Source organism: Aeromonas sp. R2-4, from assembly GCF_040908365.1.
Taxonomy (GTDB): Bacteria; Pseudomonadota; Gammaproteobacteria; order Enterobacterales; family Aeromonadaceae; genus Aeromonas; species Aeromonas veronii.
Window position 1 is genome coordinate 67,392 of sequence record NZ_JBFODO010000044.1, and the last position, 19,591, is coordinate 86,982.

The 19,591-nt window shown below is 59.4% G+C and carries 16 protein-coding genes; 12 read left to right on the forward strand and 4 right to left on the reverse strand.

Annotated features, from left to right (window positions below; translation table 11 throughout):
- Nucleotides 1-6 precede the first annotated feature (6 nt).
- Together AB5Z05_RS17140 and lpxL are read right to left on the reverse strand one after the other, a co-directional pair.
- A complete protein-coding gene (locus AB5Z05_RS17140) occupies nt 7-1,929 on the reverse strand; it encodes a PTS mannitol transporter subunit IICBA (RefSeq protein WP_076493337.1) in 1,923 nt (640 codons plus the stop codon).
- 626 nt (nt 1,930-2,555) lie between these two features.
- Complete coding sequence (lpxL, locus tag AB5Z05_RS17145; protein ID WP_368152341.1) at nt 2,556-3,479, reverse strand: LpxL/LpxP family Kdo(2)-lipid IV(A) lauroyl/palmitoleoyl acyltransferase; 924 nt, start codon at nt 3,477-3,479, stop codon at nt 2,556-2,558.
- A gap of 204 nt (nt 3,480-3,683) precedes the next feature.
- Between lpxL and hldE the strand changes: the two genes are divergently transcribed.
- Entirely contained in the window at nt 3,684-5,111 is a 1,428-nt protein-coding gene (gene hldE, locus AB5Z05_RS17150; protein ID WP_005335903.1) for a bifunctional D-glycero-beta-D-manno-heptose-7-phosphate kinase/D-glycero-beta-D-manno-heptose 1-phosphate adenylyltransferase HldE, read from the forward strand.
- 116 nt (nt 5,112-5,227) lie between these two features.
- Here the strand turns inward: hldE and tolC are convergent, their stop codons facing one another.
- On the reverse strand, nt 5,228-6,547 hold the full coding sequence (gene tolC, locus AB5Z05_RS17155) for an outer membrane channel protein TolC (protein ID WP_368152342.1): 1,320 nt from the start codon (nt 6,545-6,547) through the stop codon (nt 5,228-5,230).
- Nucleotides 6,548-6,851: 304 nt separating this feature from the next.
- On the opposite strand from tolC, the gene nudF reads away from it, so the two are divergent.
- The 10 genes from nudF (at nt 6,852) to parC (ending at nt 17,819) form a co-directional block, all read left to right on the forward strand.
- The gene (nudF, locus tag AB5Z05_RS17160; RefSeq protein WP_005335901.1) at nt 6,852-7,493 is read left to right on the forward strand and encodes an ADP-ribose diphosphatase; all 642 of its coding nucleotides are present in this window, start codon (nt 6,852-6,854) and stop codon (nt 7,491-7,493) included.
- Nucleotides 7,494-7,601: 108 nt separating this feature from the next.
- A complete protein-coding gene (locus AB5Z05_RS17165; protein WP_042052480.1) occupies nt 7,602-8,051 on the forward strand; it encodes a DUF1249 domain-containing protein in 450 nt (149 codons plus the stop codon).
- A 22-nt stretch (nt 8,052-8,073) separates the two neighbouring features.
- Nucleotides 8,074-8,892, forward strand: coding sequence for a 3',5'-cyclic-AMP phosphodiesterase (gene cpdA, locus AB5Z05_RS17170; RefSeq protein ID WP_041202814.1), 819 nt, complete (start codon nt 8,074-8,076; stop codon nt 8,890-8,892).
- Nucleotides 8,893-8,904: 12 nt separating this feature from the next.
- Nucleotides 8,905-9,492: a YqiA/YcfP family alpha/beta fold hydrolase gene (locus AB5Z05_RS17175; RefSeq protein ID WP_123172311.1), complete on the forward strand. Its 588-nt coding sequence runs from the start codon at nt 8,905-8,907 to the stop codon at nt 9,490-9,492.
- Nucleotides 9,493-9,494: 2 nt separating this feature from the next.
- Complete coding sequence (locus AB5Z05_RS17180) at nt 9,495-10,118, forward strand: NUDIX hydrolase (protein WP_368152345.1); 624 nt, start codon at nt 9,495-9,497, stop codon at nt 10,116-10,118.
- A gap of 196 nt (nt 10,119-10,314) precedes the next feature.
- Nucleotides 10,315-10,557: a DUF1656 domain-containing protein gene (locus AB5Z05_RS17185; RefSeq protein WP_368152360.1), complete on the forward strand. Its 243-nt coding sequence runs from the start codon at nt 10,315-10,317 to the stop codon at nt 10,555-10,557.
- Nucleotides 10,550-11,416, forward strand: coding sequence for an efflux RND transporter periplasmic adaptor subunit (locus AB5Z05_RS17190; RefSeq protein ID WP_368152346.1), 867 nt, complete (start codon nt 10,550-10,552; stop codon nt 11,414-11,416). The genes AB5Z05_RS17185 and AB5Z05_RS17190 overlap by 8 nt, the downstream gene beginning before the upstream one ends.
- Nucleotide 11,417: 1 nt before the next feature.
- Nucleotides 11,418-13,427, forward strand: coding sequence for an FUSC family protein (locus AB5Z05_RS17195; RefSeq protein ID WP_368152348.1), 2,010 nt, complete (start codon nt 11,418-11,420; stop codon nt 13,425-13,427).
- Nucleotides 13,428-13,542: 115 nt separating this feature from the next.
- Complete coding sequence (gene parE / locus AB5Z05_RS17200; protein WP_368152350.1) at nt 13,543-15,453, forward strand: DNA topoisomerase IV subunit B; 1,911 nt, start codon at nt 13,543-13,545, stop codon at nt 15,451-15,453.
- Between the two features lie 71 nt (nt 15,454-15,524).
- Complete coding sequence (parC, locus tag AB5Z05_RS17205; RefSeq protein ID WP_368152352.1) at nt 15,525-17,819, forward strand: DNA topoisomerase IV subunit A; 2,295 nt, start codon at nt 15,525-15,527, stop codon at nt 17,817-17,819.
- A gap of 44 nt (nt 17,820-17,863) precedes the next feature.
- On the opposite strand, the gene AB5Z05_RS17210 is transcribed toward parC, so the two are convergent.
- Complete coding sequence (locus AB5Z05_RS17210; RefSeq protein ID WP_368152353.1) at nt 17,864-18,262, reverse strand: SH3 domain-containing protein; 399 nt, start codon at nt 18,260-18,262, stop codon at nt 17,864-17,866.
- A 219-nt stretch (nt 18,263-18,481) separates the two neighbouring features.
- On the opposite strand from AB5Z05_RS17210, the gene AB5Z05_RS17215 reads away from it, so the two are divergent.
- Entirely contained in the window at nt 18,482-19,150 is a 669-nt protein-coding gene (locus AB5Z05_RS17215) for a hypothetical protein (protein WP_368152354.1), read from the forward strand.
- Nucleotides 19,151-19,591: the final 441 nt, after the last annotated feature.

A 19,591-nucleotide genomic window follows, 5' to 3' on the forward strand; every position in this document is an offset into this window, starting at 1 on the left:
AGATGATTACGCAGCCTGTTCGGCACCCAGCAGATCCAGGAAGGCCTGGGGATCCGTGGTGCTGGCCAGCCGGTCGATGAGACCGGGTTCATCCAGTGCATTGGTCAGGCGGGTTATCACCTGCATGTGTTCGTCGTTGCGGGCGGCGATACCGATCACCAGCCGTGCTACCTCATCGGCAGCCTCGCCAAAGGCGACCCCGGCCGGGTACTGGCAGATGACGATGCCGGTACGCTTCACAAACTCCTTGGCGGCGATGGTGCCGTGCGGCACGGCAATGGATTCGCCGAGGTAGGTGGAGACCAGCTGTTCCCGCTCCAGCATGGCGTTGACGTAGTCGGGCGCCACGTAGCCGCGCTCGGCCAGCAGTCGGCCTGCGGTCAGGATGGCGGCCTCCTTGTTGTCCGCTTTCAGTCCCAGATGCACGTCATGACGGCTCAGGGTAAAGACTTCGGCTGCCTGTGGCTCGTAGCTGTCGTCGTTGGCCGCCACCAGCAGTTGCGGGTTGGCGACATCATCGTTGGCGGCGCGGCTCAGGCTCTGTACCAGCTCCTGATAGAGGCCGTTGTCGAGGAAGTTGGTGAGCGAGATATGGTGAGCGTTCGGCGCATGGCGACGGGCCCGCTCGGTCAGATCCTTGTGGGTGATGACCCAGTCCACCTGATCGTCGAGCTGATCGATGGCGCGGTTGGTGACGCTGATATCGAGCCCTGCGGCCTGCACCCGCTTGCGCAGCATGCCGGCGCCCATGGCGCTGGAGCCCATGCCCGCATCGCAGGCGACCACGATATTGCGTACCGCCATCAGTTCGCCGCCCGGCTTCTTGGCCGCAGCGGTTTCGGGCTTGCCGCCCTTCATGGCTTTCATCTTGCGAGTGGCTTCACCGAGGGCATCGGCCTCGTCAGCTTCCGGCTGCTGGGCGCGAACGAACACGGCGGCGACCAGGAAAGAGACCAGAGTGGCGCTGATGATGGAGAGGGCGACCCCGATCAGGGAGGCTTTCGGCGTCATCAACAACACGGCGAAGATGGAACCCGGTGAGGCAGGGGAGACCAGACCGGCGTTGAACAGGGTCAGGGTAAAGACCCCGGTCATGCCACCGGCGATCACCGCCAGAATGAGGCGCGGGTTCATCAGCACATACGGGAAGTAGATCTCGTGGATGCCGCCGAAGAAGTGAATGATGGAGGCGCCAGCCGCGGACTGCTTGGCCGCACCACGACCGAACACCATGTAGGCCAGCAGCACACCCATGCCCGGGCCCGGGTTCGCTTCAATCAGGAAGAAGATAGAGCTGCCGTGCTCGGTCGCCTGCTGGATCCCCAGCGGCGAGAAGATGCCGTGGTTGATAGCGTTGTTGAGGAACAGGATCTTGGCCGGTTCGACGAAGATGGAAGTGAGCGGCAGCATGTGGTTGTCCACCAGGAAGCCGACACCACCGGCCAGCAGGCCGGAGAGCACCTTGACGAAGGGGCCAATCACGAAGAAGGCGAGGATCGCCAGCAGCATGCCGATAAGGCCGGCGGAGAAGTTGTTGACCAGCATCTCGAAGCCGCTCTTGACGCGACCGTCCATCGCCTTGTCGAAGCGCTTGATGGCCCAGCCACCGAGCGGGCCGACCATCATGGCTCCCATGAACATGGGGATGTCGGTCCCCACGATGACACCCATGGTGGTGATGGCACCGACCACGCCGCCGCGCTCACCGCCCATCAGTTTGCCGCCGGTGTAGCCAATCAGCAGCGGCAGCAGGTAGGTGATCATGGGGCCGACCAGCTTGGCCAAGGTTTCATTGGGCAGCCAGCCGGTGGGGATGAAGAGGGCGGTGATAAAGCCCCAGGCGATAAAGGCGCCTATGTTGGGCATGACCATATTGGACAGGAAGCGTCCAAAATTCTGTATCTTGACTTTGGTATCCGGTGATAACATGTCGGGACCCCGTTTTAAGCCTGTTTGATTAAAAGTGGTAGTCGGGATGGCCGGTTTTGCCGAACCTCCATCCCGGTCGTCTAAGCAACTTCAATCTACCAGCTTGCGATCAAATTAGGCTGAAAACGGGGTGTCTTGTGATCCAGCTCTCAGATACCCGGCGATACCCCCTCCATAACCAGTGACCCACATCACATTCCCATGCTGTAATTCGGCTACATTTCGATCTTTTCTGTTTTGAATGACCATTTTTTGTGATTTAGATCACCAGTTCAGCTTTGCCGCTCCTTCGTTCAAAGGTGATTTGCATCACAAATTCAGTTTTTGTATTCGAATGGGACAAATCACTCAATTACTCATCAGCGGGTAGTGACGATGGATCTATCGAAACACTCCATTGCTTACCAATGAATCAATAAATTTGTAACCCGCTTTCAGTTTTTACGGTCGGTGATGAGGGCTCTTTTGCTGCTGGCTGATGGGAATGGGCGCCAACATGCAGGATGCTATCGAGCGGCAGATGTTCGGGGCGCTTGTTTGCCGCGCAGGCCAGACTGCAGATAAAAACAAACCGCCAGCAGGCGGTTTGTCGGTTTTTGCGATCTGAGCCCTGTCGGGGCTGCGGCTTAGTAGAAGCCGGCATCCTCGGGGGAGGGGCGGGTCTTGAAGCGGCGATGGAGCCACATGTACTGCTCCGGCGCCTTGCGTACGGCGGCTTCAATCTCGCGGTTGGCGCGGGCGGCATCGACCATGTCATCCCCGCTGGGGTAGTCGACGAGCGGCGCCCCGATATGCAGGGTGTAACCCTCGCTGGTGCGGATGTTGTAGCAGGGGAGGGTGACGGTATTTTTCACCCGCGCCAGCGTGGCGGTGCCGGTGATGGTGGCCGCCTGCTCTACCGCGAAGTAAGGCACGAACACACTGGCGTGGCTGCCGTAGTCGTGATCCGGTGCATACCAGAGGGCGTCGCCGTTGCGCAGCGCCTTGATCATCCCCTTCACATCCATCCGGTCCACCAGATATTTGTTGGAGGCACAGCGCCCGTGGTACTGGGCATACTCCAGCACCGGATTGGTGTTGGGGCGATATACCCCCACGCCGGGGCGTACCAGCCCGAAACAGCGGGCGTTGAGTTCCAGCGTCAGGAAGTGGCAGGAGAGCAGCAGCATGCCCTGACCTTTTTCCATGGCGGCGATGACGTGCTCTTCCCCTTCCACCTTCATCAGGTTGCGCATCCGCCAGTCTGGCCAGAACCAGGCGATCCCCACCTCGAATACGGCGCAGCCCACGCTCTCGAAGTTTTGCTTGAGCAGCTTCTCGCGCTCGGCCAGAGTCAGCTCCGGCAGCGCCAGCTCCAGATTGCGACGGGCAATCTTCACCCGTGACTTGAGCACTTTGGCGGCAAGGTGACCGAGCTGACGGCCCAGCCACATCTGGCTACGCCACGGCAGCAGGGTCAGCAGCCAGAGCAGGCCGAGGCCGAACCAGCTGGCCCAGTAACGGGGATGAAACAGGCGGGGCTCCAGGCGGGGAGCGTTGTCGTGGGCCATGGCTAATCTCTTGTTCGCAAACACAATCGGGGGATTCTAGCCGAAAAGGGGGGGCGGGGGCGAATGGCTGTGTGCTGGTCAGAGGGGTAACCCGCGTCTGGTTAGCGTGACAGCGGCGGCAACCGCGGTCGGCTTTTTCTACACCGGATAAAAGAGTGTGATAAAATCGCCCGCTGATTTTTCAGGTTTTGAGAGTCGATACAGATGAAGATCACCCTGCCCGATTTTGAAAAAGCCCGCGTGCTGGTCGTTGGCGATGTCATGTTGGACCGTTACTGGCATGGCCCTACCGGTCGGATTTCCCCCGAGGCGCCGGTGCCCGTGGTCAAGGTTGAACACATTGAGGAGCGTCCCGGTGGCGCGGCCAACGTGGCCCTCAACTCCGCTGCGCTGGGCGCTCATGCCGTGCTGCTTGGCCTGACCGGTCAGGATGAGGCTGCCGATGCGCTGGCTGGCCAGATGGCTGGCGTCAAGGTGGCCTGTGATTTCGTTCGTCTGGCCGACTTCCCGACCATCACCAAGCTGCGGGTGCTGTCCCGCAACCAGCAGCTGCTGCGTCTGGACTTTGAAGAGCCCTTCCACTCCGTCGATGCCACCCTGCTGATGAGCAAGGTTGAGCAGGCGCTGCCAAACAGCGACGTGATGATCCTCTCCGACTACGGCAAGGGTGCTCTCAACGACGTGCCCGGCATGATCCAGCGCGCCCGTGCCGCCGGTATTCCTGTGTTGGTCGACCCCAAGGGGACCGACTTCGAGAAGTACCGCGGCGCCACCCTGCTGACCCCCAACATGTCCGAATTCGAGGCCGTGGTGGGCAAGGTGAAGAGCGAAGAGGAGCTGGTCGCCAAGGGGCTGGATCTGGTCAAGCGTTTCGAGCTGGATGCCCTGTTGGTCACCCGTTCCGAGAACGGCATGACCCTGATCCGCGAAGGTCAGCCGGAGCTGCATCTGCCGGCTCAGGCCCACGAGGTTTACGATGTGACCGGTGCCGGTGATACCGTCATCTCTACCCTCGCCACCTCGCTGGCGGCAGGCAAGAGCCTCGACGAAGCCTGCGCACTGGCCAATACCGCTGCCGGTATCGTGGTCGGCAAGCTGGGTACCTCTACCGTCAGCCCGGTCGAGCTGGCCAACGCCCTCTATACCGAGCAGGAGACCGGCTTTGGCGTCATGTCTGAAGCCCAGCTGAAAGTGGCGGTTCGTGCCGCCCGTCTGCGCGGCGAGAAGGTAGTGATGACCAACGGTTGCTTCGATATCCTGCACGCCGGTCACGTCTCCTATCTGGCCAACGCCGGCAAGCTGGGGGATCGCCTGATCGTGGCGGTCAACACCGACGAGTCGGTTCGCCGTCTGAAAGGGCCGGGTCGCCCGGTCAACCCGACCGAGCGCCGCATGGCGGTGCTGGCTGCGCTGGGCGCGGTGGATTGGGTTGTGCCATTTGGTGAAGATACCCCGCAGCGCCTGATCGCCGAGATCCTGCCGGATCTGCTGGTCAAGGGCGGCGACTACAAGCCGGAAGATATCGCCGGTTACGCCGAAGTGACCGCCAATGGTGGCGAGGTGCGCGTTCTCAACTTCGAGGATGGCTGCTCCACCACCGACATCATCAAGACGATCCGCGAGCGCGGCTAACGCGCTACTGGCCCCGCAATCTGGCGGGGCTCACTATCAGCGGCTGCAATCCGACCGAAATACGGATAACAAAAAGGCGACCTTGCGGTCGCCTTTTTCATGTCCGATAGCGGCTATCAGCCTTTGGCTTTTGCCGTGGCAGGCATCAGGCCCTGGTTTACTTCCACCAGATCCTGCGCTTCCAGAATACCGGCAGCCTGTTTCAGGCTCAGGATATTGAGAATGTAGTTGTAACGGGCTTCCGAGAGCTTCTGCTTGGCCTCGTACAGCTTGCGAGTGGAGTCCAGCACGTCGACGATGGTACGGGTACCCACTTCGTAACCGGCTTCGGTCGCCTTCAGGGCGCTGTCGGCGGAGACCACAGACTGGCTGTAGGCGCGCACCGAGCCGATGCTGGCGTTCACGTTGTTGTAGGAGGAGCGCACTGTGCTCTGCACCGAGCGGAAGTTCTTCTCCAGCAGTTCGCTGGCCGCTACGTAGTTGTATTGAGCCTGCTTCACCTTGGAGCTGGTGGCGCCACCGCTGTAGATGGGCAGCTTGAAGGTCAGACCGATATTGGCCTGATTGTCATTGCCGCCCGGAATGCTATCCAGCTTGTAATCGGTATTGCTGGTTTGCAGTCCGGCACCCAGATCCAGCGTCGGCTCATGGCCGGTCTTGGCGAGATCGATCTGCTCTTTGGCAATGTCCTTGCTGATGCGGGCACTGTGCAGTTGCAGGTTCTTGTCCAGCGCCAGCTCCAGCCACTTGTCGGAGCCGAAGGCGGTCTTCTGCGGGCTGAAACGATCTGTGTTCAGCACGTCCAGATTGCGGTGATCGATACCGGTCAGCTCGCGCAGGGTCTCGTAGCTGTTGTCCAGCGAGTTTTCTGCATTGATCTCGTCAGCCAGCGCCTGGTCGCGGGAGGCTTCGGCTTCATGGACGTCGGTGATGGCGGTCAGGCCCACTTCGAAACGCTGCTGGGTTTGCTCCAGCTGACGCTCTACGGCAACCTTGTTGGCACGGACGAACTCCAGGGTATCCATCGCCTTGAGCACATCAAAGTAGGCTTTGGCGGTGCGCACCATCAGGTTCTGGATTTCGAGGTTGTAGGCAACATCAGACTGGGTAGCCTGCTTCTCGCTGATATCCAGATTGACCCAGTTACTGCGACGATAGAGGGATTGCGACAGCGTCACTTCACCCTTGGCGTTGGTATTGCTCTGGGTATCGTTCTTGTTTTGCAGATAATTGAGCCCGGCACCCAGATCGACCTGGGGCAGCAGAGGGGCGCGGGATTCGTTGATCTTCTCGAAGGCCTGGTCGCGAACGGCTTTGGACTGCAGCAACTGCGGGTCTTTGATCTGGGCTTGCTGGTAGATGTCGAGCAGGTTTTCGGCATGGGCACCGGCACTGACGCCCAGCAACACCATGACTGACAAAAGTGTTCTTTTCATAGATCGTTTTAACCTTATGTAGTAACCCAAACTGGTTGCTGGAGAGGCAAATATTGTCACCGACCAAGCTTGATTGCAGCTTAATCACTCTACTATAAGCAAAATTTAATGCTAAGAGTCTCAGGTCCGGTGACGGGAACGTCAAGAACCGGACGCAGTTTTCTCCCCGCGCGCCTAGCCAAATGGTCTGTGGCTGCTAAAATCCACCCCTCATTACCATGGCACGCCGAGTGAATGAACGTTCATTCATGTTCCTCGGATTTTATGGTCAAACTGATACAAGTCAAGCTGACGGGAGCCCCGGATGTCGCAGCAACCCTTGCCGCAAGATCGGCATTACGCCGCCGATGATGTGAAAATCATTGAAAAATCAGCAGGATATAACGGCTTCTTCAAGGTGAATGTCTATCGTTTGCAGCATCGGTTATTTGCAGGCGGCTGGAACCAACCCATCGTGCGCGAGCTGTTCGAGCGGGGCCATGCTGCCGCGCTGCTGCCCTATGATCCAGTGCGCGACCAGATAGTGCTGGTGGAGCAGTTTCGTATCGGTGCCATGGAGACCAGCCCGACCCCCTGGCTGCTGGAGCTGGTGGCTGGCATTATCGACGAAGGCGAGACCGCCGAGGCGGTGGTGCGTCGCGAAGCGGTAGAAGAGGCCGGGATCGAGGTTGCCCGCTGCGAGCATGCCATCAGCTATCTGGTGAGCCCGGGCGGCAGCACCGAGCGGATCGAGGTCTTTGTGGGCGAGGTGGATGCCAGCAAGGCCGAGGGACTGCACGGTCTGGCTGATGAGGGCGAAGATATCCGGGTGCACGTGGTGAGCCGCGAACAGGCCTACGCCTGGCTTAAAGAGGGACGCATCGACAATGCGGCCTCGGTCATCGCCCTGCAGTGGCTGGCCCTCAACCATGGCGAGCTGCGTGCCCGCTGGCTGGCGGATCGCTGAGGTGGCGCTGACTCTGCAACAGAGCAGGCGCTATGTGCCTGATCTGATGTTCTTGCAGCGTACCTGCGAGGTCAACTACTCACGGGTGTTGATTGATGGAGCTTTGCGATGCCGTTAGTTCAATCCCGGACCAAACGTTATGTGCCGGATTTGATGTCTTTGCAGAGAACCTGCGAGGTCAACTATATGGCATTAATGAAACTGCTGCCGCCAGATGGGGAGGTGGGAGCCGAGCGCCGCTATCGGGTCGGCAACGATCTGCAGTTCCAGCTCACCATCATTGGCGAGAGTCGCTTCACCAATCAGGTGATCCTGAGCCAGCACAACCCCGAATTGCCCGAATATTTACAAGCTCAGATAGAGATTCGTTTGTATCATGATGTGCGGATGGCGGAAGTGTGTGCAGCGCAACAGATTTCCCGTTTGCAACCACGTTATGATTATCCCAATAAAAAGATGCACCAGCGGGACGAAAAGGAGCAGGTAAATCTGTTTCTGGCCGAATGGCTAAAATTTTGTCTCAGACATGGTACCAGCCCGATCAATATCTCCAGTTGAACAAATAAAAAGAAGCGTGATTTTGGAAACAGAGCTCCCCCAGGCGCAGGACGGCAGTGTGCGCCTGTTGCAAATTACCGACACCCACCTCTTCGCGAGTGCCGAAGGGCGGCTGTTGGCTGTGCGCACCGCAGAGAGTCTGGCCGCCGTGCTGGAACAGGTGCAGGCCAATGAACACCCCTACGAGGTGATTCTGGCGACCGGCGATCTGTCGCAGGATCACAGCCCGGAATCCTATCAGCGTTTCGCCTCCATGATGGCGCCCCTTGGCCGCCCCATCTACTGGCTGCCGGGCAATCACGATGACAGCCCGCTGATGACCGAATATCTCCATGCCGCCGGGATCAGCGAATCCAAACAGCTGGTGGGCGACCACTGGCAGGTGATCCTGCTCGACACCCAGGTGCGCGGCAAACCCCACGGCATGATTGGTGATCACCAGCTGGCCGCCCTCGACCGTGCCCTGCGTCAATATCCTGATCGCCACGCCCTTATCACCCTGCACCATCAGGCGGTACCGGTGGGCTGCGCTTGGCTGGATCAGCACAATCTCAAGAATGCCGATGACCTGTTCGCCGTGCTGGCTCGTCATCCGCAGCAGAAGACCATCCTGTTCGGCCACGTTCATCAGGAGTTTGACGAGGTGCACCGCGGGGTGCGGCTGATTGCCAGCCCCTCCACCTGCATTCAGTTCAAACCGCTATCCGACGGCTTCGCGCTGGATGAATCCGGCCCGGGCTGGCGTTATCTGACCCTCTATCCGGATGGGCGGGTGGCCAGCGAGGTGTGGCGACTGCCGGTGGGACAGTTTGTGCCCGACCCCAACGCCACCGGTTATTGAGGAGAGCATTCCATGAAGTCGGTTCTCCTCTATCTGCACGGTTTCAACTCCTCACCGGGCTCCGCCAAGGCGCAGCAGATGGCTGCCTGGGTGGCCGCCAACCGGCCGGATATCGAGGTGATCATTCCGGCCCAACCCAATACGCCAGCAGCGGCCTGGGCGGCTATCGAACAGACCATTGCCGATCTGCAGCGTCGTTATGGTAGTGAATTCAAGCTCGGCGCCGTGGGCAGCTCCCTCGGCGGCTTTATGGCGACCCGGGTGAGCGAGCAGTACGGCTGCCGCGCGGCGCTGATCAATCCGGCGGTGCGCCCGCACGAGCTGCTCTGTGACTACCTTGGCCCCCAGACCAATCCCTATACCGGGGAGCAGTACGAACTGCGGCCTGAACATATGGATGAGCTGCGGGCACTGGCGGTACCGGTGACGGCGCCGGAGCGACTCTGGATCCTGCAACAGCAGGGGGATGAGGTGCTCGACTATCGCAAGGCGCTGGACGAATACCGCTTTGCCCGCCTCTCGCTGGAGTGCGGCGGCAACCACGCCTTCGTCGCGTTCGAGCGTTACCCCGCCCAGATCATCCGTTTCCTCGGACTTTAATCATGCAACCGCCGTTGGCCGCCTTTCTGGAACAGGTACTGGCCACGGCGCAAGCGGGCCTCACCTACTCCAAAGATCCCTTCGATATCGGCCGTTTCGAGGCGCTGCGAGCGGCTACAGTGGCCCTTATTGCCAGCCAGAGCGAGCTGGCGCCGGAAGCCATCAGCGACTGGATTGCCCTCGATAACGGTTATCCCACCCCCAAGCTGGATGTACGGGCCTTCATTCAGAACGATGCGGGCCATATCCTGCTGGTACAGGAGCGCAGCGACGACTGCTGGACTCTGCCCGGTGGTTGGTGCGATATCGGCGACTCGCCGGCGGATGCCGTGGTGCGTGAAGTGGTGGAGGAGACCGGCCTTGAGTGCCGTGCGGTGCAACTGCTGGCCCTGTTCGACAAGCTAAAACATCCTCATCCGCCCCAGCTGCCTCACGCGCACAAGGCTTTCTTTCTGTGCGAGGTGACCGGCGGCCAGCTGCTGTGCGAAACCGATGAAACCAAAGGGGCGGGGTACTTCCCCATCGACGACTTGCCCCCGCTCTCCTGCCATCGGGTGGTGGCCTCCCAGTTGCGCACCCTCCATGAGCACTTGCTGCAGGGGCGGCGCGATACCCTGTTTGATTGACATCTGAGGAAGTGAACCCGTTCGAGCTGGGGGAGGTGCCGACGCGCGATGGCGTGCACCATCCAGCAGATCGACAGGTCTGAACAAAAGGGGCTCATATGTTCCTGTTGCGCCCTGCGGGGCAGTGTTAATCTTTAGCGGCCTGTTTACTTTGCCTCGCCCGGGGCAGGGGATGGCCTGACTCTTCTGAACTTCACTGCCAACAGGGAGCTCGTTTGTGACAATTCCTTCTGCGCTGCCGGATCTGGTACTGGGTGCCTCTCTGTTCTTTCCGCCGCTGTTCAAGGCGGTGCTGCTCGGTCTGCTCTGCTGGCTGCCGGTGCACCATCTGCTGCGCGACTGGCTCTACGGCGGGGATGTCTGGCATCCCCTGCTGATGGATCTCTCCCTCTTTATCCTCGCCGTCAGCGGCGCTCTATGGATACTGTTACATGGCTAAATCACCCCTAGCGACCCTTAAATACTTCTCCACCCTGCTGGTCTGTGCACTGGCGCTGGCGGCGGGCTGGTGGCTGTGGAACTACTACATGGAGGGGCCCTGGACCCGGGATGGCAAGGTGCGCGCCGAGCTGGTCAGCATTACCCCCGAGGTGTCGGGCAAGATCATCAAGATAGCGGTGAAGGACAACCAGCTGGTGAAGGCGGGGGAGGAGATCTTTACGCTCGACCCCGGGCCCTATCGCATCGCCCTCAATAATGCCCGGGCGGCGCTGGCCAAGGCGAAATCGGATCTCGACAAGGCCGAGCACGAGGCGAACCGCCGCAGCGGCCTGTCGCGCAGCGTCATCTCAGCCGAGACGATGGACGAAGCGCGCCTCAATGCCCAGGCGATGCAGGCGGCCTATCAGGTGGCACAGGCCAATCTGGAGAAGGCGGAGTGGTCGCTGGCCAAGACCCGGGTACATGCCGCTAGCGATGGCTACATCACCAACCTGCAGACCCGGGTCGGCAACTATGCCAGCGCCGGCGTGCCGCTGGTGGCGCTGGTGGATACTCACTCCTTCTATGTACAGGGTTACTTTGAAGAGACCAAGCTTGGCCACATAGCGCCGGGCAAACCGGCCGAAGTGGTGCTCTACAGCGGTGAGCAGCGGTTGCGCGGCGAGGTGGAGAGCATAGGGCGCGCCATCCACGATCAGAGCGTCGATGGCGGCAACGGCCTGCTGATCGACGTCAAACCCAACGTGCCCTGGGTGCGGCTGGCCCAGCGGGTGCCGGTGCGGATCAAGCTGCTGGATGTGCCGGCGGACGTGACGCTGATCGCCGGCACCACCTGCACCATCACCATTGGCGAGTAGGGTGAGCGAGTCGTTCTGGCTGCGCACCCCCTGGGGGAAGGCGACAGGGGGGCAGTGGCGCTATGCCCTGCGCAATGCGCTGGCCATGTGCCTGTCGCTCTGGCTGGCCTTCGTGCTGCAGCTCGACTCCCCCTACTGGGCGATGAGCTCGGCCGCCGTGGTGAGTTTTCCCACCGTGGGCGGGGTGATCAGCAAGAGTCTGGGACGGGTGGTTGGCAGCCTGATGGGGGCGATGGCTGCGGTGGTGATCACCGGTCTTGGCATCAGCGATCCCTGGCTGTTCAGCTTCCTTATCGCCCTCTGGCTGGGCTTGTGTACCTACATCTCCAACCACTATCAGAACAACGTCTCCTACGCCTTTGCCCTCGGTGGTTATACGGCCGCCATCATCGCCTTCTCCTGCGTCAATGTGGCGGATCCCCACCATATCTTCGATATTGCCCAGGCGCGGGTGAGCGAGGTGATCATCGGTATCCTCTGCGGCGGTCTGATGATGATGATCCTGCCCAGCACCTCGGACAGCGAAACTCTGCTGCAGTCGCTGCAAAAGAGCCAAGCCCGCCTGCTGGAACATGCCCAGCTGCTCTGGCTGGGGGAGATGACGCCCGAGGTGCGCAGCTCCCACGAAGGGCTGATCGGCCAGATCCTCACCATGAACGTGCTGCGCATTCAGGCTGTCTGGAGCCATCATCGGTTGCGGCGCCAGAACCGGCTGCTCAACTTCCTGCTCCATCGCCAGCTGCGGCTCATCAGCCTTATCTCCAGCCAGCGGCGCATGCTGCACAACTGGCCGGAACAACCGGAGGGCATTCAGGCGCTGCTCGCCACCCTGCTGATCGAGCTTGGCAAGCCGGAGTGCGACAAGTATCGGGTTGCGAGGTTGCTGGCTCCCCTGATGCCGACCAGCGAGCATGATTATCGACGGCGCACCTTTTTGCTGCGGCTGCGCCACTTCTGCTGGAGCTATCTGGAGTGTCAGCGCTGGCTCGACCGGTTGACCCGCTACGACGATCAGGAGTGGCCGGCGCCGCCCCGTCACACCTCCCTCACCAGCCATACCGACACGCTGGAGGCCGCCTATAACGGCGGGCGTACCTTCCTCTGCGTGCTGCTCGGCTGCACCTTCTGGATCAACAGTCAGTGGGATGCGGGCAGCTCGGCGCTCACCATGCTCTCCATCTGCTGCGTGCTCTACTCGGCGACCCCGGCGCCGGCTCAGGGGGCCAACACCATGCTCAGGGCGATCCTGCTGCTCAGCCTCATCTGCTTTGCGGTCAAGTTCGGCCTGATGATCCGCATCGACGATTTCTGGATTTTCTGTCTCTTGCTCTTTCCGGCGCTGCTCACCATGCAGCTCTGCAAACAGCAGCAAGTGCGGCAGGCGGGCCTCTGGGGCCAAATGATCGTGCTGCTCGGCTCGTTTCTCGCCATCACCAATCCGCCCAGCTACGACTATCAGCAGTTCATCAACAGCAGCCTCGCCCAGATGCTGGGGGTGATGAGCGCCGCGCTGGCGTTTCAGCTGCTGCGACCCAGCTCGGATCGGCGCAAGAGCCGCCGGATTATCCGCTCCCTGCGCCGCCACTTCATGGATCAGCTGGAGCCGGCCCCGCGCCAGAGCGAGAGCCAGTTCGAATCGCTGATCTACCACTGCATCAGCCAGCTCGGCCAGAGTCAGGATCAGACCGCCCGCCTCTGGGTGCTGCGCTGGGGCGTGGTGCTGCTCAACTGCAGCCATATCGTCTGGCAGCTGCGCCAGTGGCGCGGTGACGAGCACCCCCTCTATCTGGTGCGTGACAACTGTATCCGCAGCCTGAAGGGGATCCTCACCGAGCAGGGGGTGCAGCACGCCTCCCTCGACCGCACGCTGGCCGAGCTGCAGCGGATCAGTCAGGGGCTGGCCAACCATGGCGATGGCACGGCGCGAGAGCTGGCAGGCATGGTGTGGCGGCTGCAAAGCTCGCTCTCCCAACTGCAACAGGCGCTGCCGGGCCCGGCCGAAGGGAGCTGAAACAGCCTCCGGAGGGGAACAATCCCCTCCGGATCACCCTTTCCCGCAGCCAAGTTTGTCCAATACCCTCCCAACGAGTAAGATTCTCCCCAAACGTCAATTCGCAAGGCCCTCCATGTCTACTCAATACAATGCGGATGCCATTGAGGTCCTCAATGGCCTTGAGCCGGTGCGTCGCCGCCCCGGCATGTATACCGACACCACCCGGCCCAACCACCTCGGCCAGGAGGTCATCGACAACAGCGTCGATGAAGCGCTGGCAGGTCACGCCCGCAGTCTGGAGGTGATCCTGCATGAAGACCAGTCCCTCGAAGTGATCGACGACGGCCGCGGCATGCCGGTCGATATCCACCCGGAAGAGGGCGTCAGCGGGGTGGAGCTGATCCTCTGCAAGCTGCACGCGGGCGGCAAATTCTCCAACAAGAACTACCAGTTCTCCGGCGGTCTGCACGGGGTGGGTATTTCGGTCGTAAACGCCCTCTCCGATCGGGTCGAGGTGACGGTGCGTCGCGACGGTCAGGTCTACGACATCGCCTTCGAGCGTGGCGAGAAGGTGCAGGAGCTGACCATCACCGGCACTTGCGGCCGTCGCAACACCGGCACCCGGGTGCGCTTCTGGCCGCAGGCGAGCTACTTCGATTCGCCCAAGTTCTCGGTCACCAAGCTGGAGCACCTGCTTAAAGCGAAAGCGGTACTCTGCCCCGGCCTCACCATCAAGTTCCTCGACAAGAACACCGGCATCAAGCTGGAGTGGTGCTACGAAGATGGCCTCAAGGATTATCTGGTCGACGCGGTCAAGCAGTACACCTGCCTGCCGGAGCAGCCCTTTATCGGCTCGTTCAGCTCCGAACAATCGGCGGTGGACTGGGCGCTCTGCTGGTTGCCGGAAGGGGGCGAATGTCTCGCCGAATCCTATGTAAACCTCATTCCCACCGCGCAGGGCGGTACTCACGTCAACGGCCTGCGTCAGGGCCTGCTCGATGCCATGCGTGAGTTCTGCGAGTTCCGCAACCTTCTGCCGCGGGGGGTCAAGCTCACTCCAGAAGATATCTGGGATCGCTGCGCCTACATCCTCTCCATCAAGATGCAGGATCCGCAGTTCGCCGGTCAGACCAAGGAGCGCCTCTCCTCCCGTCAGAGCTCGGCGTTTGTCTCCGGCGTGGTGAAGGATGCCTTCAGCCTCTACCTCAACAGCAATACCGAGCTGGCGGAGCAGATCGCCGAGCTCTGTATCTCCAGCGCCCAGCGCCGGATGCGTGCCGCCAAGACGGTGGTGCGCAAGAAGATTACCCAGGGCCCGGCGCTGCCCGGCAAGTTGACTGACTGTAACTGCGCCGACCCCATGCAGGGGGAGCTGTTCCTGGTGGAGGGTGACTCCGCGGGTGGCAGTGCCAAGCAGGCGCGGGATCGCGAGTTTCAGGCCATCATGCCGCTGCGCGGCAAGATCCTGAACACCTGGGAGGTGGAGGCCGGTCAGGTGCTCGCCTCGCAAGAAGTGCACGATATCTCGGTCGCTATCGGGCTCGATCCCGACTCCAACGACCTCAGTGGCCTGCGCTACGGCAAGGTGTGCATCCTCGCGGATGCGGACTCGGACGGTCTGCACATCGCCACCCTGCTCTGCGCCCTGTTTGTGAAGCACTTCCGCACGCTGGTGGAGAAGGGCCATGTGTATGTCGCCATGCCGCCGCTTTACCGGATCGATATCGGTAAAGAGGTCTACTACGCCCTCGACGAGGACGAGAAGAACGGCGTGCTGCAGCGGGTCGAAGCCGAGAAGAAGAAGGGCAAGGTGATGGTGACCCGATTCAAGGGCTTGGGCGAAATGAACCCGAAACAGCTGCGGGAAACCACCATGGATCCCAACACCCGCCGCCTGGTGCAGCTCACCATGGAGCCGGCAGGAGAGAGCGAAGGGGATGCGGCTGACGAGACCCTGCAGCTGATGGATATGCTGCTGGCCAAGAAGCGGGCGAGCGATCGCCGCGAATGGCTCGAAGAGAAGGGTAACCTCGCCATCATCTAAGCCGTCGGTCACCTGCCGACCCGCATTTCAGGCGTGCCCTCCAGGGGCGCGCCATAGCAAGAGAAAAACATATGAGTGATGCTATCGAGCTCAGTCTGGACGGGGTAGAGCGCCAGCCAATGCGCACCTTTACCGAACAGGCTTACTTGAACTACTCCATGTACGTCATCATGGATCGGGCCTTGCCGCATATTGGCGATGGCCTCAAACCGGTGCAGCGGCGCATCATCTACGCCATGAGCGAACTGGGGTTGTCGGCGCTCTCCAAGCACAAGAAGTCCGCCCGTACCGTGGGTGACGTGCTGGGTAAGTACCACCCCCACGGCGACAGCGCCTGTTATGAAGCCATGGTGCTGATGGCCCAGCCCTTCTCCTACCGCTACCCGCTGGTGGACGGTCAGGGCAACTGGGGTGCGCCGGATGATCCCAAATCCTTCGCCGCCATGCGTTATACCGAAGCGCGCTTGTCGCGCTTCTCCGAGCTGCTGCTCTCAGAGCTCGGCCAAGGCACAGTGGATTGGACGCCGAACTTCGACGGCACCATGAAGGAGCCGGTGGTGCTGCCCGCCCGCCTGCCGCACATCCTGCTCAACGGGGTGACCGGTATCGCGGTGGGCATGGCGACCGATATCCCGCCCCACAACGCGCGGGAAGTGGCCTACGCCTGTGCCGAGCTGCTCGACAACCCCAATGCGGGTCTCGATGCATTGATGGCGCACATTCAGGGGCCGGACTACCCGACCAACGCCGAGATCATCACCCCGCGCGACGATATCCGCAAAATCTACGAGACCGGCAAGGGCTCCATCAAGCAGCGGGCGGTCTGGAGCGAGGAGGATGGCGACATCGTCATCACAGCGCTGCCTCATCAGGCCTCCGGCGCCAAGATCATGGAGCAGATCGCCGCCCAGATGGTGGCGAAAAAGCTGCCGATGGTCACCGATCTGCGCGATGAATCTGACCACGAGAACCCGACCCGTCTGGTGATCGTGCCGCGCTCCAACCGGGTGGACGTGGAGGGGCTGATGGCCCACCTGTTCGCCACCACGGATCTGGAGAAGAACTACCGGGTCAACCTCAACATCCTCGGCCTCGACAACCGGCCGCAGGTGAAGTGCCTCAAGACCATCCTCAGCGAGTGGATCCAGTTCCGCCGCGAGACCGTGCGTCGCCGTCTGCAATTCCGTCTCGACAAGGTGCTGGCTCGCCTGCACATCCTCGAAGGCTTGCTGATCGCCTACCTCAACATCGACGAGGTGATCGAGATCATCCGCACCGAGGATGAGCCGGGCAAGGTGATGGTGGAGCGCTTCAACATTACCGAGACCCAGGCCGAGGCGATCCTCGAGCTGAAACTGCGCCATCTGGCCAAGCTCGAAGAGTTCAAGCTGCGCGCCGAACAGGATGAACTGGCGCAAGAGCGCGACAAGCTGGAGCAGATCCTGGGCTCCGAGCGTCGCCTCAACACCCTGCTCAAGAAAGAGTTGCTGGCCGATGCCGAGAAGTACGGCGACGATCGCCGCACCCCGCTGGTGGAGCGGGCTACCGCCGTGGCGCTGACCGAGAAAGAGCTGGTGCCCAGCGAACCGGTCACCGTCATCCTCTCCGACAAGGGGTGGGTGCGCGCCGCCAAGGGCCACGACGTGGATGTCGAGGGGCTCTCCTACAAGGCGGGGGACAGCTATCTGGCCCACGCCTGTGGCCGCAGCAACCAGCAGGCGGTGTTCCTCTCCACGTTGGGGAGAACCTACGCCCTCGAATCTCACACCTTGCCATCCGCGCGCAGTCAGGGCGAACCGCTCACCGGCCGCTTTGCGCTGGGGGCAGGGGAAGAGGTGCGCCATCTGGTGATGGGCAACGAGGGCGAGCCGTATCTGATCGCCAGCGACGCCGGTTACGGCTTTGTCTGCACCTATGACGACCTGATCGGCAAGAACAAGAACGGCAAGGCGCTGCTCACCGTGCCGGAAGGGGGTCAGGTGATGGCACCCCAGAAGATCGGCTCGCCGGAGACCGATCTCTGCATGGCCATCTCCAACGAAGGGCGCATGCTGCTGTTCCCGCTCAATACCTTGCCGGTGCTCGGCAAGGGCAAGGGCAACAAGCTGATCAGCATTCCGTCGGCTCGGGTGAAAGCACGGGAGGAGTTTGTGGTGATGGCTGCTGTCATCCCGCAGGGCCAGTCGGTCACCCTGTTTGCCGGCAAGCGCAAGCTGACCTTGAAACCCTCTGATCTCGACTACTATCGCGGCGAGCGCGGCCGTCGCGGCGCCAAGCTGCCCCGCGGTTTGCAGCGGGTCGATCGCATCGAGATTGAACCCGCTGCTGGTGCCGAACCGGTAGCCGGGGAAAATCAGGAAGGGTAATTAATATAGAAGGGCGCGAAAGCGCCCTTTCTGTTTAAGATGAATTAATTCACGGGAGATGAAGAGAGATATTTTTTGCTGACCCATCCATATACGCCACTCTTGCTAATATATGCCCACTGATTTTCTTGGCGGTACAATAAAACAAAGTCCCCTTTTGAAAGAGATGTATTTATATTGGCTTTGATACTTGGTGATGTACGCACGTTCAATTTTTTAGGAATAACATACCTTACCAATACGTTTGTAGATGCAGGGGCAGGTTTTTTGCTTGTTTTCTTATTTTCTATCGGAGATGAGTAAGTATAGGTGTTTTTATGGCAAGTTTTACCCCATGAAATACATGAGTTTCCACATGGCTGCCCCTTTTTACAGTTTTTGGCATAGACAGGGGGAATTAGTAGAAGGATGCTTGAGAATAATATAATCATCATTTTTTTCATAAATAGTAAACTCACTTAAGCTAGGTTTATGTGTTTAGTTGGCGTTAGTAATATTATCAGAGTTGAAAGATGAGATTCTGTGACTTATATCATTTATATTGCAGGCATTAATGTTTGTTATTTTATAGCCGTTTCAGGCAACAAAATGATCTTTATCACACACCTTAATTGATAGATGTGTTATTTTGGTGTTTTGTAATTAAAATTAGTGAGTCAAATATGAAAAAATGTCTACTTTTTATAGTTTTAACATCACTTATGAGTGGTTGTGCTGTATCTTATGACCCAAGTACATCATCAAAATCCACTCTAGTGGATTTTCCTCCACTTGGTCAGGTTAATACTGCATATGTGGGTGATAGTATGATGTCAAAAGGAATTCTTGTTGAGGGGGAGGCCATTGTACTTAAAAACGCTATAGATGGTGTAGCTTATGACATACCAAGTGGAACTTACGACAAGCTAGGTTCTAATAATACAGCTGATGTATTTAAAACAGCTGCCAGAGAAGGGCGAATTGTTATGCAAAATCCTTTCGCCGATCCGTACCAAGCACTTGGGGTGAAGAAAAATAATCCAAATGAATTATGTGTTATTACGGTTTTCGGTATGTATTCTTGCTATGCTGCAAATTTTGAAGTAAAGAAAGTTTCTTCTGTTAACTCTGCATCATTTCAGCAAACTTTGATTTATAGTGGTAAGGTCGGAAATAAAATAAATATAGGGTATCGTGAAACTAGCAATGACATTGCTCGCCCTGCATTTAATAATGATGTCGAGTATGATTTAGGTGAATCACAAGAAATCGGCTATAAAGGTGCTGTAGTTGAAGTGATTGCTGCTGATAATCAAAAAATAACATATCGAGTGGTAAAGTCATTTAGATAGTTATATGTGGCCATAGGTTTGCTTGGCGAAGCGTAATCAGACGAACTGCCGTAATTCAGCTGGAGCACCAACGGATCTCATTTGTCCATAACAACCGAGATTGCGGTGCGGACGATTACGCTTCGCTAATCGACCCTACGCGTTCCTGCTTGATTTCACGCTCTGCTGCTTGTCGGTGGTTTGCTCCCCCTCATCCCCGACCTTTCTTCCCTTATCTATGGCAAAGAGTGGGAGAAGGGAGGGGAGATCGCAGCCATTGATAGTGACCGTGGTATGGCGTGATAGCTAAGGGTGACAGCTACGGCTACAGGTTGGCAGGCGCTGGTTCCCTCTCCCCTTGGGAGAGGGTTAGGGTGAGGGGACGCTGACAATAGGGCAAACGCCACAGCGAGCGCCAGGTGGGCAACCTGAAATGAGTCATCCATCCCACCAAACGAGAAG

Coding starts and splice junctions, on each gene's coding strand:
- parE (WP_368152350.1), top strand. CDS start 13,543: ATGTCTACTCAATACAATGCGGATGCCATTGAGGTCCTCAATGGCCTT.
- AB5Z05_RS17180 (WP_368152345.1), top strand. CDS start 9,495: ATGCAACCGCCGTTGGCCGCCTTTCTGGAACAGGTACTGGCCACGGCG.
- parC (WP_368152352.1), top strand. CDS start 15,525: ATGAGTGATGCTATCGAGCTCAGTCTGGACGGGGTAGAGCGCCAGCCA.
- AB5Z05_RS17210 (WP_368152353.1), bottom strand. CDS start 18,262: ATGAAAAAAATGATGATTATATTATTCTCAAGCATCCTTCTACTAATT.
- tolC (WP_368152342.1), bottom strand. CDS start 6,547: ATGAAAAGAACACTTTTGTCAGTCATGGTGTTGCTGGGCGTCAGTGCC.
- AB5Z05_RS17190 (WP_368152346.1), top strand. CDS start 10,550: ATGGCTAAATCACCCCTAGCGACCCTTAAATACTTCTCCACCCTGCTG.
- lpxL (WP_368152341.1), bottom strand. CDS start 3,479: ATGGCCCACGACAACGCTCCCCGCCTGGAGCCCCGCCTGTTTCATCCC.
- AB5Z05_RS17140 (WP_076493337.1), bottom strand. CDS start 1,929: ATGTTATCACCGGATACCAAAGTCAAGATACAGAATTTTGGACGCTTC.
- hldE (WP_005335903.1), top strand. CDS start 3,684: ATGAAGATCACCCTGCCCGATTTTGAAAAAGCCCGCGTGCTGGTCGTT.
- AB5Z05_RS17215 (WP_368152354.1), top strand. CDS start 18,482: ATGAAAAAATGTCTACTTTTTATAGTTTTAACATCACTTATGAGTGGT.
- nudF (WP_005335901.1), top strand. CDS start 6,852: ATGTCGCAGCAACCCTTGCCGCAAGATCGGCATTACGCCGCCGATGAT.
- AB5Z05_RS17175 (WP_123172311.1), top strand. CDS start 8,905: ATGAAGTCGGTTCTCCTCTATCTGCACGGTTTCAACTCCTCACCGGGC.
- AB5Z05_RS17165 (WP_042052480.1), top strand. CDS start 7,602: ATGCCGTTAGTTCAATCCCGGACCAAACGTTATGTGCCGGATTTGATG.